This window comes from Paenibacillus sp. FSL K6-2524 (assembly GCF_038005525.1).
Lineage (GTDB): Bacteria > Bacillota > Bacilli > Paenibacillales > Paenibacillaceae > Fontibacillus > Fontibacillus anaericanus.
The window spans coordinates 2313283-2330055 of sequence record NZ_JBBOSP010000001.1 but is presented as its reverse complement, the minus strand read 5'-3'; the positions used below and the strand labels follow the sequence as shown (position 1 = coordinate 2330055).

The window sequence follows — 16773 nt, the reverse complement described above, 5'->3', positions numbered from 1 at the left end:
ATTACTTATTCCTTCTCCCATGTCTTGATAATGACATCGCTCATCGTCTCCATATAGAGTGGATCACTGTTTAGCGAGTCAATCCGTTCAAGCCGCATGTCCAATTCTTTCGCAATGGTTTTGGCCTCAATGTCCAGATCATACAACACTTCAAGATGGTCTGACACGAAGCCTATCGGTGCCACAAGAATATCTTCAACTTGTTCCTGACTTAAGGTGCGTAGTGTGTCCAGAATGTCTGGACCAAGCCATGGTTCCGCCGTACGTCCGGCACTTTGCCAAGTGAACTGCCACGAAGTTACCCCTGTCTTCTCAGCTACCGCTCTTGACGTTTCAAGTAATTGATCTTGGTAAGGATCACCCATTTGCAGGATTTTCTCCGGCAAACTGTGCGCACTGAATAGTACCCGTACCTTGTCTCGCTCCGCACCTGCTTCAACGAATTGATCCAGCTTACTTGATACTCTAGCTGCCAACGCCTCAATGAGACTTGGATGTAGATGATAATTCTTAATGAATTTCATCGAAATCCCTAGTTCCTCTGACTTAGCTTCAGCCCGTTTAATATAACTACCCACACTCATAACTGAGTAATGAGGTGCCAGTACAATTCCGATAGCTTCCTTGATTCCGTCCTCAGCCATTTTGGCTACGCCATCTTCAATAAACGGATTAGCATGCTTTAATCCCTGATAGCATATAAACTCCACTTCAGCATTTGTACTTCGCGCATTCAATGCTTCTTGTAAGGAGGCCACCTGATTATTCGTATTGGCACGCAAAGGGAAAACTCCACCCACAATGGCTTCATAACGATCCTTTAAATCTTTAAGCTGTTCAGCTGTAGGAGGATGACCACGGCGAATGTGCGTATAATAAGATTCTACTTGCTCCAAGCTTTCTGGTGTTCCATATGACATGACTAATACACCAACTTTAGTTGCCATGTTTGCCTCACCTCGATATTGTTATTTGGATTTCTATCCAAAAGACTATGCTACTATAGTGAAATGTTCTTACGATCGCTGTTGTCCCCGAATTTCTTAATTAAACTGTTTTATTTGGTTGAAATTCGGGGACAAAGGCGAACGCTCCGCTTCTTCAGAATCATTTCACTCTAGTAGCAAATGTCATTTTTCTTTTAATTCACTTTTGCAATGAACCCTGTCGTGCGATTGCTTCAGCAGAGTATTGATGAACATATTCTGTCAGTTCACGCAGCTTCTCAAGTGAAGCTTCTGGAAATAAACCGTGTCCCAAATTGAACACAAAACCAGGTTGCTTGATACCCTCGTCAATAATATCTTTTGCATGCTGTTTAATTATATCCATTGGGGCAGTCAAGATATAGGGATCCAGGTTACCTTGAATTGCAAACTTTCCGCCCGTCCGCAGGCGTCCTTCCTCAATGGACACGCGCCAATCAATCCCGATGACATCCGCTTGCAGACCTGTAAGCTTAGGGAGTAGTTCTCCAGAGCTCACCCCTGGAAAATATATCTTCGGTACATCCAAATCCTGAAGTTCGGCAAAAATACGAGTAATCGTCGGTAGTACGAACTTTTCAAAATCTCTTGGAGCCAAAGCACCTACCCAGCTGTCAAATAGTTGGAAGGCTTTACCCCCGCTCTTCACATGAGCGCGCAAATACGTAATCACCATGTCACCGAGTTTGTCCATTAATGAGTGCCACAACTGCGGTTCACTGTACATCATACTCTTCGTGCGGATATAACTTTTGGATGGACGACCTTCAATTAAGTAACTGGCAATCGTAAAGGGAGCACCAGCAAAAGTTATTAGTGGAACGTCAAGTTCACGATCGAGAATAGCAATCGTTTCAAGAATATGTGACAGGTCTTTCTCCACATCAATTGGCTTTAAGCGATTGATATCTTCCGCGTTACGAATTGGATTGTGAATGACAGGTCCAATATTCTTAACGATATCAAAATCAATGCCAATCGAAGCAACCGGATTCATAATATCCGAATATAAAATAGCCGCATCCACACCAAGTTTCCTAACTGGCATTAGCGTTACTTCAGCCGCCAGTTCCGGCTGCTGACATATTTCAAGCAAACTATAATTTTCTTTAATCTTACGGTATTCCGGATCGTATCTACCTGCCTGACGCATGTACCAAACCGGGAGACGGTCCACTTCCCGTCCTTGACAGGCACGAATAAACCGGTCGTTATAAGCCATGAAAGAGACCTCCAATAATTTAAATTTATCCAACTTATATTATGCCCTTTTTAAAAGTAAGTAACAACTGTCATAGACACAATACCCATGACAATAGTATGACAAGTCCTGTTAGAGTTCCTCAACGGGTCCAGATCATTCCAGAAACTGTGATATACTGAGAAGATTGCGCCTACAACGAGACTACTAGAAAAGGAAGTGAACGCACTTTGAAGACATGGAAAGTCAATCTCATTGTGCTTTGGTTCGGACTGTTCCTGGTCAATGCAGGAATGACTATGATTACCCCGTTCTTATCGCTCTACTTGGCAAGAGATTTGCATGTTCAGGGAGAGCACCAAATTGGGCTCTGGGCTGGAGCCATCTTTGCTGCCAATTTTGCAACTTCATTTATTTTTCAACCGTTATGGGGGAAATTGGCCGATAAATATGGGCGGAAGATTATGCTACTACGTTCTGGTTTTGGAATGGCCATCGTTATTACCCTCATGGGGTTTGCGACACAGCCATGGCATTTACTTGCTCTTAGGTTACTTAATGGGACGATTTCCGGATTTAATCCAGCTGCGGTATCGCTCATATCAGGAACTGCACCCGAAAAGCGAATGGGCTTCGCCATGGGAACGATTCAATCTGGTAATGTCGCTGGTACTATTCTCGGTCCGCTCATTGGGGGACTGTTAGCTGAATGGGTTGGTTTTCGGCCGATATTTTATATTACTGGCACCTTGTTGTTTGTTGCTTCTATCCTTGCATTACTATTCGTTCGCGAGAAGTTCGATCGTAAAGAAGCAGCCCAAGCACCGCAAATCTCTGTACTTCAGGGTTTTCGCGAGTTGAACAAAACTCCACAGCTTACAGCGTTGTTCGCCGTAACCTTCTTACTGCAATTTGCTATGCTAAGTCCGATGTCACTCCTTCCTCTATATGTAGAGAAACTTCACGGAGTAGCTACTAACGTGCCATTCTGGGCCGGGTTTGTCATAGCTGTTACAGGTATTTCCAACATGATTACCTCACCGCTGCTCGGTAGGCTCAGCGATTCAGTTGGTGCCCATCGCATCTTAACCTTCTCCTTAATAGGTGCGGCGGCTACACTAATACCTCAAGCGTTCGTTCATACGGTGTGGCAACTCATTCTCATTCGTTTTCTAATGGGGATATTCATGGGAGGGTTACTACCCAGTGTCAATGCGCTGATCCGTTTCTATACACCTAAAGGCATGGAGAGCCGAGCTTATGGTTTCAACGGCAGCACACTCGCGCTAGGAAACATGCTCGGCTCACTCATAGGTGGATTTCTATCCGGGTATATTGGAATCGAAGGTCTCTTTATCGTCTCTGGTGTTCTTCTATTCATCAACACCATTTGGGTAAGAATGAAGCTATATAGTAAGCCTAAATCACTTAACCCTGGCTAAGGCAAGTCCATCGTAAGAGGGAAGGAAAGCACTGATCAACCGCTCGTCCCTAGCAATCATTTCATTGAATTTACGCATGGCCAATACGGAAGGCCCATTTTTGTCACTGTTTAACGTTCTTCCACGAAGAAACGTGTTATCACCAATGATGAGTGCTCCAGGATGTGACAATCGTATGGCGTACTCTAAGTAGTTTGGATAGTTCTCTTTATCCGCATCAATAAAGAAGAAATCAAACCGATCGCCTCGGCTCTCCAGTTCCTCTAGGCTGTCTAGTGCCGGGCCGATCATGTAATTTACCGCATGTCCGAATCCCGCATTCACTAGGTTATTCTTCGCCAATTGGGCGTTAGCTTCCTTGAGTTCAAGAGACAACAATTTCCCGTCCTCACGTAGTCCTCTTGCAAGGCAGATCCCACTATATCCACCAAGTGCACCGATTTCTAGTATGGACTTGGCTCCAGACGACATGACCAGCAACGTTAATAAGCGTCCATAACCTGTTTCGATGGATACGTCATTTAAACCACTATCCAGAATGGATTGCCTTACTTGCTCCAATACCTCGTCCTTCAAATATAAATCCTCGCTATATTGTTCAGGGGTTTGCATAAGTTATTTACTCCTTTCGTAAGCTACCTGATTGTATCTAGCTTCACATTGTCCTATACTGAATTGTATGGTTTTTGCAGCTTTCTCACAAGTAAGAGCCACTTCTACAAGTTTAAATGGAGTTGATATGCTAATATGCCAGGACAATTGAATCTAATCGCTACTGCCCCAATGGGACTTGAGGCTGTTGTAGCGCGTGAACTAAATGAGTTAGGTTACCGTGATACCGTCGTCGAAAATGGCCGTGTTAACTTTACTGGAGATTACATTGATATCTGTAAATGTAATCTGTGGTTACGGACATCCGACCGCATTCTAATTAAGATGGGCGAATTCACAGCCCAAACATTTGACGAATTATTTGAAGGAACCAAAGCCTTACCATGGGAAGATTGGATTCCTGCTGATGGAGAATTCCCTGTAGAGGGTAGATCACATAAATCTCAGCTTAGCAGCGTTCCAGCTTGTCAAGGTATCGTCAAGAAGGCGATCGTCGAGAAGCTTAAGCTTTCTTATGATACGGAATGGTTTGAAGAGACCGGACCACGCTACGTCATTGAGATCATTTTGCTGAACGATAAAGCTTTACTGACGTTGGATACTACCGGACCTGCATTACACAAACGGGGCTATCGTAAACATGCAACGGAAGCACCACTTAAAGAAACGATGGCTGCGGCCCTCATTCTCTTAAGTCGTTGGAATCAGAACCCTTCCCGTCCATTCTATGACCCATGTTGTGGATCAGGGACGCTTCCTATCGAGGCTGCGATGATTGCTTGGAATATCGCTCCAGGGCTTCGCAGGACCTTTAATTCCGAGTCATGGCCTGTTCTGCCTGAAGCCTTATGGCAACAAGTTAGAGAAGAAGCCTATGATGCGGTGACAGATGATATTCCTTTGAACATTACCGGAAGTGATATTGACCCAGAAGCGATTGAAATATCCATCGCATCAGCTAAAGCCGCAGGGTTCTCGAAGGAGATCAAATTCCTCCAAGCACCAGCCATACAAATTCAACCCCAAGGGGATTATGGATGCCTTATCACTAATCCTCCTTATGGAGAACGGATTGGGGAAGAGAAAGAAGTACGGAAGCTTATCGCCCACCTTGGTCGCTTATCTGCCGAACTTCCAACCTGGTCATTCTTCGCAATTAGCCCCACTGAGCGGTTTGAAGAGATCTTCCATCGCAAAGCAGACAAACGACGCAAGCTTTTTAACGGCCGAATCGAATGTCAATATTATCAGTATTTCGGACCCCTTCCTCCGCGTCATTAATTGACCTAGAGGGAGGGTTTCTCCCATTCTAATTGGAAAAGGGGCTGAAGAATGCTAAGGTACCTTATTTTTTTATTTGCCATTTTTTATAAACTCAAATTCCTCCACGGGAATTTGCATGCCAGATATATTGATATGACTCGGCTGGATGATCTCATTGCACTAGGTTCCATCATGCTACTATCATTCTGGACCTTCTGGCTGCCAAAAGGGGCAAGATCCATCGCTTTATGTGTGTTAAATGTATTGCTTACGGCACTTATTTTCTCTGATCTAGTGTATTACAGATATTTCGGAGATTTCATTACGGTTCCGGTGTTATTACAGGCTGGACAAGTAGGAGAACTTGGAGAAAGTATCAAATCGCTGATTCATCTCTCAGATCTTTGGCTCGTTGCTGACTGGGTAATATGGTTCATTCTCGTGTTTGCCATCATCTTGTACCGCCATCATTATAAAAAAGGCACTCGTTCAACGTTCCCCAGCAGCTTTTCAAACCACATGTCATCACACAAGAAGCTACGGCCGCATTTACGCCGTTTCGCTACCGGTATTATCGTTTTTATTTTAGGATTTATTATGACGATAGGACCGATCAAATCATATGCAAATACCTGGGCTAGTGAATTATTTGAAGGTAATTGGTGGAATCTTTCTCTCTACAATGCCACTGGATTACTTGGTTTTCATTATTATGACATCTATCAATACAGCAAGGAGCATCTGGGTAATAAGCCCGTTCTGTCTACGCAGGAAAGCACCGAGATACAGCAATGGTTTGATGCTGCTAGCGCTAGCCGTAACGTTAAGAATGATACCTTTGGTGCTTATGCGGATAGTAATGTGATGGTCGTCCAAGTAGAAGCGTTTATGAACTTCATGATCGGCCAAAAGATCAATGGACAAGAGATCACACCGAACTTCAACAAACTGATGAAAGAAAGTATGTATTTCTCTAATTTTTATCATCAAACAGGACAAGGCCGTACTTCAGATGCTGATTTCTCGGCCCAAAGTTCACTACACCCACTGCCAACCGGTTCAGTATTTGTCCGTTATCCCGATCATACATTTGACGTTATGCCACAAATTCTTAAGAGTCATGGTTATGAGACTGGTGCCTTCCATGCTTATGAAGGTAGCTTCTGGAATCGTTATAATATGTATAATGCAATGGGTTATGACCACTTTTACACCAAAAAAGACTATGTGATGGATGAATCACTTGGCTGGTCGCTTGGTGATAAATCGTTCTTCCGTCAATCACTTGAATTTATGAACAAGGCTAGTAAGCCCACCTATTCTTTCCTAATCACATTAACGAGTCATCATCCTTACTCTCTTCCAGCCTCTGTACAAAGTTTGGATGTTGGGGAATTCGAAGGCTCTATCTTTGGCAACTACCTCGAGTCGATCCATTATATGGATGAGGCATTAGGTGAGCTAGTCGATGGAATGAAAAAGGATGGGTTGTGGGACAACACGATTCTCTACCTTTACGGAGATCATGACAATTCGCTTCCTGAACAAGTGGATTACGAAAAGTTCCTCGGGAAATCCTTATCCGATCTTGATATGCAACAAATCATGAATCAGGTGCCATTGCTCATTCATTTACCAGATGGACAACAAGCCGGTATCTATGACGAGCCGAGCGGTCAACTGGATATGGCCCCTTCATTGCTCCATTTACTTGGTATATCAACCGAAAAATATTACATGATGGGCAATAATCTATTCGATGGTGACCTTAATGACAACTTTGTTGTGTTGCGTTCAGGCGCCTTTACAGACGTTAATCAATATTATGTACCTTCACCCGACAATTTGTTCGAGAACGGCACCTGTTACGATCTAGGTACTCGTGAGACGGTTGCTGCCCAGCAATGTCGCATTGGATATCAGGAAGCTAAGAAACGACTAGCGCTCTCTGACAAGGTGATCTCAGACGATCTTATTCCGGAATTACGAACTAAACAATAGATTGAGTAAAACAGATTAATTGAAATTCAAGTAAGTTTCCGATCCGCACACGAAAAAAAGGCTGCTTATATCCAAAGATATAGGCAGCCTTTTGCTGTAATATACTATTATTTCCGAAGAGCTTTATACCTTTGGTTTCTTCACAAATGGTGCAACTTTGGCTAGCACCTCATCTTCAGTCGGTGCGCTTAAATACCGACCGTTGATGTATACGAAGGGACGTTTGCCGCAAGGGCCGCAATAAGATTTGCACCCAATTGTAATTTCCGCATCCGGTGCTAGCTTTTGCAACTTGGGTATAAACGTCTTCATACGTATATGATTACATTTTTCACATATGCGAATATCGTTAGCCATTGTAAATCCCTTCTTTTTGTATAATGATATAAGGCTACCCTTACACCTACACTGTTCTTCTAGTGATCTCCGTGATTTCCTTTGGAAGGATTAGTTATGACAAAGCCTTCTTCTGGGAAATACAGATAATCAATCTTTATACCTTCAAGTAAAGGCTCGTTTGGATCAATGATCACATCGATTTCTTTATCTGTTGAGACAACATTGTCTTTATCGGTTGGCTTGGTCAAATCTAGACCGTAATGAGCATGATCTCCATGCGCATGAGTAATGAACACCTTCAGTGCATGTCCCTTGTTCTCTTCCTTGTCCAGCTCTTTCTTTATCACCTTAGCCGCATTGCGGGTAATTTTGACACTCATATGATCTCTCCTATCGCGTATGAACTATCTAACATTCCTATTGTAAAGAAACATGTCGCATCGTGCAAGCAGCAGCAAAGCCAAGCTTACCACTTCACGAGCCATATTTGAAGGAATGTCTGGATCTAAAGTTCACACACGCTTGATGCCGACAAAAAGCACAGCTTATTAAGTATGAATATCTCTTTTCTCAAAAGAAATGACGGTAACGGTTAAACAGATGGCTATGATAATCAATGGGATAAGGCCTACGTGAACATAATCGTTCATGCTTGTTAACAACACTCTCTCTGAATCTTTAACATACATGCCGGAAAACTTCAAAATCTGAGTCATTAGTGTATTGTCAGAAACCATGCGCAAAAAAGCAGAAGAAGAGTCTTTAAGATACCCGCTTAGTAAAAAATCACCGAATATGATGACAAAAGTGATGATTATCGCGGAAGCCGTTTTTCTAACGAGCATCCCCACCATCATGACGATGGCAGAGTAGGCGGCCAGATACATAATATTGAAACCAAGTGCAGTAAATCCGGCTATTGCATCTTCTCTTAGACTGTCATCTCCAATATGAGCGCCTGAAATTAGGGTTACAATCATATACAAAACATAGAAAAGGCCTGTAAATTGGAGCACACACCATATGATGACTTTGATCTCCGAAAGAAACTTCCCCATAAAATAAGACGTCCTACTCTGTCCTGAGGCGATAATATTTTTGACGGATCCATATTCAAATCCCTCTGTTGAAAAAAAACAAGCTTGCATCGGAATAACAAAATACAGAAAAAGTGAAAAAGAAGCAGCCATGCTTAGAGGTTTCATTGGGCTACTAATATCCAATCCGCCTTTTGATACTGTCAAAACTAGCAGCGCAATGCTTCCAATAAGAAATATGAAGCAGATGCTTCGAAAAGTTGTATCCTTTTTCAAATAAAAAGTTTGGCCATTCAGAAAATTTCTCATGAGTTAGCCCCTCCTATTAGATCCATGTAGTAGTTTTCAAGATTAGGGGTAGATACGTTGATTCCTTCCATTTGAATTCCTTTCTGTAGAAGAATAGACATCAGTTTTTCTAGGTCCGTATTTTCTTTAGGAATTTGAATTTCTCCAGCTTCAGTAATCACTATGGATTCCAGTTGAAGTTCATACTTCAGGATTTGGGCAGCTAGGTCTGGATTTGGTGTTTGAATACAGATCCGTGTTTCCGCCGATTTCAGCAATTCAGCTGCAGAGATTTCTTTGATTAACCGCCCATGATGGATAAAACCAAATTTGGTAGCCAATAGTTGCAACTCATTTAAAATATGGCTCGATATTAAAATAGTAACTCCTCTTTCTTTGACCAAATGCTCCAGAATCTTTCGCACTTCTACAATCCCAGATGGGTCAAGACCATTTATAGGTTCGTCTAGAACCAGAAACTTTGGGTTATTAAGCAACGCAATTGCTAGTCCTAAACGCTGCCGCATTCCAAGAGAATAATCACTCGTTTTCTTACTACCAGCATCTGACAAAGACACAGCCTGCAACACATCGGCTATCCTTATTCTGTGATCATCCTTAATGCCATAAGTACAGCAATAAAATATTAGATTTTCTTCTGCATTTAAATGAGGATACAAGGCTGGCATTTCAATTAGAAATCCAACCTGACGTCTAGCGTAATTGAGATCTTTCTTGTCACTTTTCCCAAACAACGATATTTTTCCATCGGTCGGATGGACCAGGCCGCCTATCATTTTCATGAGGGTGGTTTTCCCGGCACCATTTTCTCCAACAAAACCATATATATCACCTGGATCGATTGTCATATTGATATCCTGCAGTGCAAGTGATGATCCATACCGTTTGGTTAATCCTTTTGCTTCGAAAATCGTTGTATTCAAATAAAGGCCTCCTCTATTGTGTTACTGCGTACTTACTAATTAGCATAATTTCACTGGATCAAGGCACGGTTTGTTAAAATTAGGGTAGTTTATGTCGTTTTTAAGGTTCGGCAAATGAACTTTCTGGGTTCGCTTGATTTTCCCAAAAGTGTCTATAGAATAATGCATATAACATACAAATTCCGCCAATTGAGGTCGAGGATTGTTGAACGGAGTGTTGAAATGATTCATATCGCTATTTGCGATGATGACTTAAAGGTAACTCAGCAGATTGAGATGCTAATCATGGATACTCAGCATAACTTTGCTGAACAAATAGAGGTTTATATTTTCTACTCAGGAGAGAGCTTCTCTAACGCAGTTCGGAGTGGTTGCCCGTTTGATATTATTTGTATGGACATCGAGATGACAGGCATGGATGGGATCACGGCGGGGCACACACTACGGGCGAATGATGAGAATGATGCGGTGCAGCTTATCTATATCTCTAGCCACGAAGAATATCATCTACAACTTTTCGATGTTCAACCATCGGGGTTCATTAAGAAGCCTATTGATACGGACAATTTTAATAACAAACTGATTCCTAGCATTCACAAAGCCATTCGTAAACGCCAACAAGGCACAATAAACTTCCTCCCCGTACATCAAAAGGGTAAAGAATTTTTAGTTCCCTTTCGGGATATCATGTATTTGGAGAGTAATATAAGACAAGTTATTCTAAACACTAGAGTTGATAGAATCGAATATTACGGTACATTAAACGAAGAAGAGAAAAAACTTCCTATCAGAGAATTCATCAGAATACATCAGTCGTATATCGTGAATTTTTACTTTATTAAAGAAATACTTAGTAGGAAGATCATACTCACAACAGGGATAGAATTACCTATCAGTGAGAAGAACAGTTCCTCTGTCAGAAAACATTATTTGAAGTTCAGGGGGGATCTTATTGGAACTTAGCGATGTATTCTATGAAGAACTCTTTTATCTAGCTACACTCCCATTTCTGTCCGTCATCATTCACTATTTCTACAGTCACTGTTTTGTGTGCCGGGTGGAAAGAAAGATCCATTTGTACATACTCTATTCTATATATTTCGCATGTAGCGCTGCTCTGCGCTTGTGTCCAATCCCTGGCATAGTCATGCTTATGCTAAATATAGGTTTAGTTGTCTTGTTAACTTTTTTCTATAGGGGCAGTCTTAAATGGAGGGTATGTGCCGCTTTTTTTGTATTTGCTCTTATACTACTTAGTGACGTTGTAATGCCGGCTGCTTATTCATCAAAGGGCTATATTATTAACCTGTTTCTCTCAAAGCTCCTGATGTTTATGTTGGTGTTAATTTCAACGCGAATAGCTACATCATATGGTGAGGGAAGTTTGTCCAGTTGGTATTGGGGCCTCTTGTTCTTTTGTCCACTTATCAGCATTATGGGAATAGCCTTATTGACGTCTAACATGTTTTTCCGGACTTATCCAGTCCTATTCTCCATCACTTCCGGTGGATTGCTTATCATAAACTTCTTATTATTTGTCTTATGCGATCGGGTCTTATGTGTGCAATCTGCGAAGAATAAGAGCCAATTATTAGAGCAACAAAACGCTTACTATGTAAATCAATATCTTATGACCAAAGAAATGCAAGAGGAGTCGTTCAAGTCTCAACATGACTTCAAAAATATTCTGGTGGGACTACGTGCAAAACTACAATCAGGTGTAGAAAAAAAGGACCTACATGAATTAGATAAACTACTTGGTAGTATGGAACACCCCGCAGGAGTCTGCCATAGTGGAAATATTATTATCGATTCCATTCTCAACTACAAAAGGCAAACCGCTGAAAAGTACCACATCCCTTTTACTTTCGATTTAAACATCCCACCACAGATGGAGCTTGATACAACAACAATCAGTGTTATTCTAGGAAATACATTAGATAATGCAATTGAAGCGTGCAAAGATAAAGAGAATCTAGAGCGTTACATAAAAGTACATATGCAATATCTTAATGAAAGCTTGTTCATTCGAATTCAAAATCCGTATGTACATGAAATTCGTACAAATATGAAAGGCGAGATCGCATCTACGAAATCTAACAAGCAAGTCCATGGCATTGGCTTGAAAAATGTAAAAAGGACCGTAGAAGATTGTAACGGGTTATTGGATATTTCTTATGACAACAGCTTATTTCAAGTTGAAATTGTTCTTTTTAATATCGAAAGAGAGGCAGTGACACAGCAGGTTCTACCCTCATTCTAAGGATGTTTCCGTTCTGCCCGAGTGAAGAACCCATTTACATTTGAATTGAAAAAATCCGGGGTTACCCCCGGATAAACTGAGCCAATATAGGCGCCACTTCCTTATAAATTCCTTCGAACTGTTCCGGTGGGAGTGGGTTAACCCCTTCCCCTGCCTCTAGCGTAAATCCTGGGCGCCTAAACTCGCTGATGAACCAATCTTTATATCCGGCATCGCTTCCAGATAATTTAATAGCCTGATACTCCCCCGCAGCTGCTATCCGTGCAGCCATTTCTTCTGCTCCAGACGGCTCCATATCCCTGTAATTCCAATACAACTCTCTTCCCTGCGTATGAAGCGACATCACTCGGTCGAAACTCCGCGCTCGCGTTAATTCGGCTAGACAACTCGCCTCAGGTTCACAAAGGGGCTCCAACCCTCCATAATCCTGTGAAGCTGGCCCTGACGTTCCCCTGCGGGCAACTTCCTCTTCCCAGCAAGCTGGAAACTGGTCATTCAAATCTACGCCACGAATGTTAGCTTTCCAGCGACTGAAATCGTGATCCCCACCGTTCCACTTCTCCAGTTCATTCGCGAAGGGGCAATCATTCGGTATCCCGTCCTGCGACAAATCAACTCCATCAGGATTCACCATCGGGACAGCACATATCGTCACCTTTTCCAGCCAGTCTTTGCCCTCCCACTCCTTGTTGACGTTCCCCTCTAAGCTGATATCCTGAGCTAACTCTTCAATAAACCGCAGCAACAGCGGGGTAGTGATCCATTCATTGGCGTGGACCGCTGCATTGAGATGTACCTGCTCATGTCCAGTACCCAGAATCAGCGCAATAATAGGTTTGCCCAGCACACTAGTGCCAATCACCTCTTTATTCAGGAAATCGTATTTCGACAGAAGGTGTTCACACTGATCCACCAAATCAGCATATCGATACCCGCCCTTTACGGATACGATCGACTGAGGAGCGTCATTGGCTGTAGAAGTCAATTAAATCCCTCCTTCATTTTCCGATAAAATAACCCACGATCATCAATATCACAAGATGAACCGGGTAAAATGCCCGCCATATCCAGCTTGGCAAAGACCTAGTTTCAAGCCTACTCCATATCCCCGGACCATATACGATGACTAAAGTTGGTATAATACTTACGAATTGGATCACCCAGCCGTAAGAGAACATATAAATTAGATTAAGTAACAGATGCATGATAAACAGCTCGTGAGACTTCGCATATTTGAATATAAGCACAAGTAGTAGTCCATATGCCCCATATTCAAAAGGAAATACTTCAAGAAACACACATATCATAGCTATGAGCATCGTTGCCAGAATCCCCGACCGTATCTTGCTTAGCAAACGAAGTGCCAATATGGCTACAAACAAGGATGCAACTACATTCAACCTGTTTGTATTAAATGCCAGTTGATAGGGAATTTGCGATAAAGCTGCAATACAGAACAGCCGAAATACATATTTCGAATATGAAGATGTATGGACATATCCTTGAACAAGCGCATAGGCATAAAGGGGAAATGCAATCCGACCAACCACTCTCCAGAGCATTTGATCTGGGAAGAATAAGAGTCCGATATGATCGATCAACATGGTAAGCATGGCAATTAATTGCATACACATGCTCCTTTCATTATTTTGTTCGCACTAAAAGAAAGCGTATCCATGAAACCACAAAAGTCCTCTTGGCCTAGGATACCCTGAAAAGGGTAAGAAAAGAATCTATTTCTTTATAAAAAAACCTTTGGCGGAAGACCTCCGTCCAAAGGTGGTTTGTTATGTTAATCATGAAGAACAGGGGTCTGCCATACGATCGGCGTTAATTCAATCTGTTCTCCTAACCACTGACAAGCGATCTTCCGAAACATTTCGGCATCACCACTACAAAAGAACTGGTGGATGGGAATATCATTACCCCGTGCTAGTTTCCCTTTTTGATACAGGACGGTGCTGATCTCCCTAGCCGTTTCGTCGGCAGAACTGATCAGTTTGACTTTCGGCCCCATTACCTCTTTGATTCTATTCTTTAGAAAAGGATAATGCGTACAACCCAAAATAAGACAATCAATTGGCTGCTGCTTCATCTCTCTGAGGGAGTCTTGAACCACCACCAAAGCCTCTGGTGTCTCAAACAAATCTTGTTCTACAAGCGGGACAAATGCAGGACACGCTTCACTATAAATATCAATAGCCGGGTTCAATTCCTTCAACGCCGCAGAATAAGCGCCACTTTGAACTGTTCCGATTGTTCCAATTACCCCTACCTTCCCTGTCTTGGTCGCACTGATCGCAGCACGAGCACCGGGATGAATAACACCAATCACGGGAATTGTTACCTTCTCTTTAATATAATTCAGTGCAAACGCCGTTGCCGTGTTGCAGGCAATAACAATCATTTTAGGATTAAACTGAATTAGATAGTCTACGATTTGCTCGGTAAATAAGGCCACTTCTTGCGGAGAACGAGGTCCGTAAGGAGCACGGGCCGAATCTCCAAAATAAATAATCTTCTCTCGGGGAAGCTGTCTCATGACTTCCTTTGCGACAGTAAGGCCCCCTACTCCTGAGTCTAATATTGCGATGGCTTGCTGCACGAACATACCGCTTCCTTTATTATTAGTTTAGAAATCTCTCCGTTACTTTATGTCTGTACAGCATAAAGCGTACCTAAATCTTAACTCAATTCATAGGATGGCACAAGAAACAAGTCCTTTGCCTATATCCCCGCACCGACAAAAAAGACCCGATTCACCGGGTCTTTTCCGCTCTTCTTTTTTATTCCAAATTAAGCCTTGCTCTCTACTTCGGGATCGGAACTAGATTCAGCAGCTACATCTTCTTCTTCAACCTCGGCAACTACTTCTTCTTCCGTAGAAATTCCGATCACAGCCGTTTCAACATCTTCCTCAGCCACGTTCTCATCAGAGAAGGAGGATACAATTACTATCTTCTCTTTATCATCATCTTCTTTAGCAGCACGCCAGCTTTGAAAGTCTTGAATCAAGCCTTCTGTAGTATCCTTGACTTTTCCTGCTAATTGAACACTTTGTTCGCTGACTTTCTCAGCCACTTCTGCTGTTTTTTCGCCAACTTGACGAGCACCTTCAGCTATATCCTTACGAATCTCGCGGCCTGGTTTTGGAGCGAACAGTAATGCTGTTACCGAGCCCACAACCGCACCGATTGCAGCGCCCCATACCCAACCTTTATTTCCTTTGTTTTCTTTGCTCATGTCCCATCTCTCCCTATTCGGCAATGCCAAGTAACAACCAGGGCTAATGCCTATATAATTAATTCATTATAAGCAACTATAGATTGTCCCGACACAATAACTAAACTATAAATTTTGAAGGCCTGTCAGACTTTGATTCCTTCGTTGTCTAGGTAGTCCCGAACCCGCTTAGCACAAACCTCCAAGCATTCCGGTAGACGGTTAATTAATTCTCTCGTCCCTTGCCCATTCCAATCGATGTAATCCTGTACCAATGGTTTACGTAAGCGTACCAATTCAATCAATACTAAATGTAAGTCGTCATCAATGACTCCTTCACCGTATATGATGTCAACGATATCTTCGTAGCTACTGGCATCCCGCATGATAAACCCATCGATTAAGTAACTCCCCACATCCGTGACAACCTCGATCGCCAAATGAAGGGCACGCCCCTCGGCATAATGTTCTATCAAGGTCTTCTCGTTCAGGGAATTAGTAGCTCTCAGGACTTGTACAAGTTCGGGCAGCATATTCAGCCTGCGCTCTATTTGTTCACGATTCACATAGTACACAGGGCTTCCTCCTCTATCCTAGAACATTAAAATTCATAATCGACAGCGACAGAGCTTTCGCGCACCTGATTCATATACTCAATTACTTTCTTATGCTCTGGATGAACCTGATATCCTTCTAAATCTTCAAGTGAATCAAAAGTTGCGACCAAAGCGATGTCGTAAGAACGTGGAGATTTGATCACATCGACCCCAATCTCTAGACTACGTAACTGTTCAACTTTACCATCTAAACCACGTAATACTGTAGCTGTTGTCTCAACATTTTCCAGAGAAGCATCCTTTAATTTGAAAAATACGATATGTTTAATCATTGCCAGCGACCACTCCTTTGCATCATTAGTAATACAATTACAATGACATAATATAGTATCTATCAAAATATATCATATTGGCTAGCAGGGTGGAAGCTTAACCCCTATTTTAAACTTTTAACAAGATGAGCGAATAGTAACCTTGGGAAAAATAGGAACAAATAGCTGAGCGGACATGAGGTACCTTATTTCATCCAAAAGCACCCATTTAGGAGTACTCGCGGACATACGATCCGTTATTCGTTATTAATATCCTGATTTATCGGAAATTTCGGTTAATAGCGGA

General features: G+C 42.3%; 18 protein-coding genes. 5 read left to right on the top strand and 13 right to left on the bottom strand.

The window, feature by feature from the left end:
• Positions 1-5 precede the first annotated feature (5 nt).
• Positions 6-947: a ferrochelatase gene (hemH, locus tag NST85_RS10340; RefSeq protein WP_341189234.1), complete on the bottom strand. Its 942-nt coding sequence runs from the start codon at positions 945-947 to the stop codon at positions 6-8.
• A gap of 199 nt (positions 948-1146) precedes the next feature.
• Entirely contained in the window at positions 1147-2208 is a 1062-nt protein-coding gene (gene hemE, locus NST85_RS10335; protein WP_307393409.1) for a uroporphyrinogen decarboxylase, read from the bottom strand.
• Between the two features lie 209 nt (positions 2209-2417).
• Between hemE and NST85_RS10330 the strand changes: the two genes are divergently transcribed.
• Positions 2418-3629, top strand: coding sequence for an MFS transporter (locus tag NST85_RS10330; protein ID WP_127195079.1), 1212 nt, complete (start codon positions 2418-2420; stop codon positions 3627-3629).
• On the opposite strand, the gene NST85_RS10325 is transcribed toward NST85_RS10330, so the two are convergent.
• The gene (locus NST85_RS10325; RefSeq protein ID WP_341189233.1) at positions 3612-4241 is read right to left on the bottom strand and encodes an O-methyltransferase; all 630 of its coding nucleotides are present in this window, start codon (positions 4239-4241) and stop codon (positions 3612-3614) included. The two genes, NST85_RS10330 and NST85_RS10325, sit on opposite strands and share 18 nt — an antisense overlap.
• 135 nt (positions 4242-4376) lie before the next feature.
• On the opposite strand from NST85_RS10325, the gene NST85_RS10320 reads away from it, so the two are divergent.
• Both NST85_RS10320 and NST85_RS10315 read left to right on the top strand, forming a co-directional pair.
• Positions 4377-5522: a THUMP domain-containing class I SAM-dependent RNA methyltransferase gene (locus NST85_RS10320; RefSeq protein WP_127195081.1), complete on the top strand. Its 1146-nt coding sequence runs from the start codon at positions 4377-4379 to the stop codon at positions 5520-5522.
• A gap of 135 nt (positions 5523-5657) precedes the next feature.
• A complete protein-coding gene (locus NST85_RS10315; protein ID WP_341189232.1) occupies positions 5658-7505 on the top strand; it encodes an LTA synthase family protein in 1848 nt (615 codons plus the stop codon).
• Positions 7506-7628: 123 nt separating this feature from the next.
• On the opposite strand, the gene NST85_RS10310 is transcribed toward NST85_RS10315, so the two are convergent.
• The 4 genes from NST85_RS10310 to NST85_RS10295 form a co-directional block, all read right to left on the bottom strand.
• Positions 7629-7862 (bottom strand): DUF1450 domain-containing protein, encoded by a 234-nt coding sequence (locus NST85_RS10310; protein WP_127195083.1) that lies wholly within the window; start codon positions 7860-7862, stop codon positions 7629-7631.
• A 59-nt stretch (positions 7863-7921) separates the two neighbouring features.
• The gene (locus tag NST85_RS10305) at positions 7922-8224 is read right to left on the bottom strand and encodes an iron-sulfur cluster assembly accessory protein (RefSeq protein ID WP_307393423.1); all 303 of its coding nucleotides are present in this window, start codon (positions 8222-8224) and stop codon (positions 7922-7924) included.
• Between the two features lie 168 nt (positions 8225-8392).
• Positions 8393-9190 carry a hypothetical protein gene (locus NST85_RS10300; RefSeq protein ID WP_341189231.1) on the bottom strand — a complete coding sequence of 266 codons (798 nt, stop codon included), beginning with the start codon at positions 9188-9190 and terminating at the stop codon, positions 8393-8395.
• A complete protein-coding gene (locus NST85_RS10295; RefSeq protein ID WP_341189230.1) occupies positions 9187-10113 on the bottom strand; it encodes an ABC transporter ATP-binding protein in 927 nt (308 codons plus the stop codon). The genes NST85_RS10300 and NST85_RS10295 overlap by 4 nt, the downstream gene beginning before the upstream one ends.
• A 222-nt stretch (positions 10114-10335) precedes the next feature.
• On the opposite strand from NST85_RS10295, the gene NST85_RS10290 reads away from it, so the two are divergent.
• The gene (locus NST85_RS10290) at positions 10336-11076 is read left to right on the top strand and encodes a LytR/AlgR family response regulator transcription factor (RefSeq protein WP_341189229.1); all 741 of its coding nucleotides are present in this window, start codon (positions 10336-10338) and stop codon (positions 11074-11076) included.
• A gap of 487 nt (positions 11077-11563) precedes the next feature.
• The gene (locus NST85_RS10285) at positions 11564-12376 is read left to right on the top strand and encodes an ATP-binding protein (protein WP_341189228.1); all 813 of its coding nucleotides are present in this window, start codon (positions 11564-11566) and stop codon (positions 12374-12376) included.
• Between the two features lie 61 nt (positions 12377-12437).
• On the opposite strand, the gene NST85_RS10280 is transcribed toward NST85_RS10285, so the two are convergent.
• The 6 genes from NST85_RS10280 to NST85_RS10255 all read right to left on the bottom strand — a co-directional run bounded on the left by NST85_RS10280 (position 12438) and on the right by NST85_RS10255 (position 16487).
• Positions 12438-13361 carry a M14 family metallopeptidase gene (locus tag NST85_RS10280; protein WP_341189227.1) on the bottom strand — a complete coding sequence of 308 codons (924 nt, stop codon included), beginning with the start codon at positions 13359-13361 and terminating at the stop codon, positions 12438-12440.
• A gap of 13 nt (positions 13362-13374) precedes the next feature.
• Complete coding sequence (locus NST85_RS10275) at positions 13375-14004, bottom strand: TraX family protein (protein WP_341189226.1); 630 nt, start codon at positions 14002-14004, stop codon at positions 13375-13377.
• A gap of 164 nt (positions 14005-14168) precedes the next feature.
• Complete coding sequence (gene racE, locus NST85_RS10270; RefSeq protein ID WP_211350325.1) at positions 14169-14987, bottom strand: glutamate racemase; 819 nt, start codon at positions 14985-14987, stop codon at positions 14169-14171.
• A gap of 185 nt (positions 14988-15172) precedes the next feature.
• A complete protein-coding gene (locus NST85_RS10265; RefSeq protein ID WP_341189225.1) occupies positions 15173-15619 on the bottom strand; it encodes a YtxH domain-containing protein in 447 nt (148 codons plus the stop codon).
• Between the two features lie 125 nt (positions 15620-15744).
• Entirely contained in the window at positions 15745-16173 is a 429-nt protein-coding gene (locus tag NST85_RS10260) for a DUF86 domain-containing protein (RefSeq protein ID WP_307393450.1), read from the bottom strand.
• 26 nt (positions 16174-16199) lie between these two features.
• The gene (locus tag NST85_RS10255) at positions 16200-16487 is read right to left on the bottom strand and encodes a Dabb family protein (RefSeq protein ID WP_127195093.1); all 288 of its coding nucleotides are present in this window, start codon (positions 16485-16487) and stop codon (positions 16200-16202) included.
• Between the last annotated feature and the right edge of the window lie 286 nt (positions 16488-16773).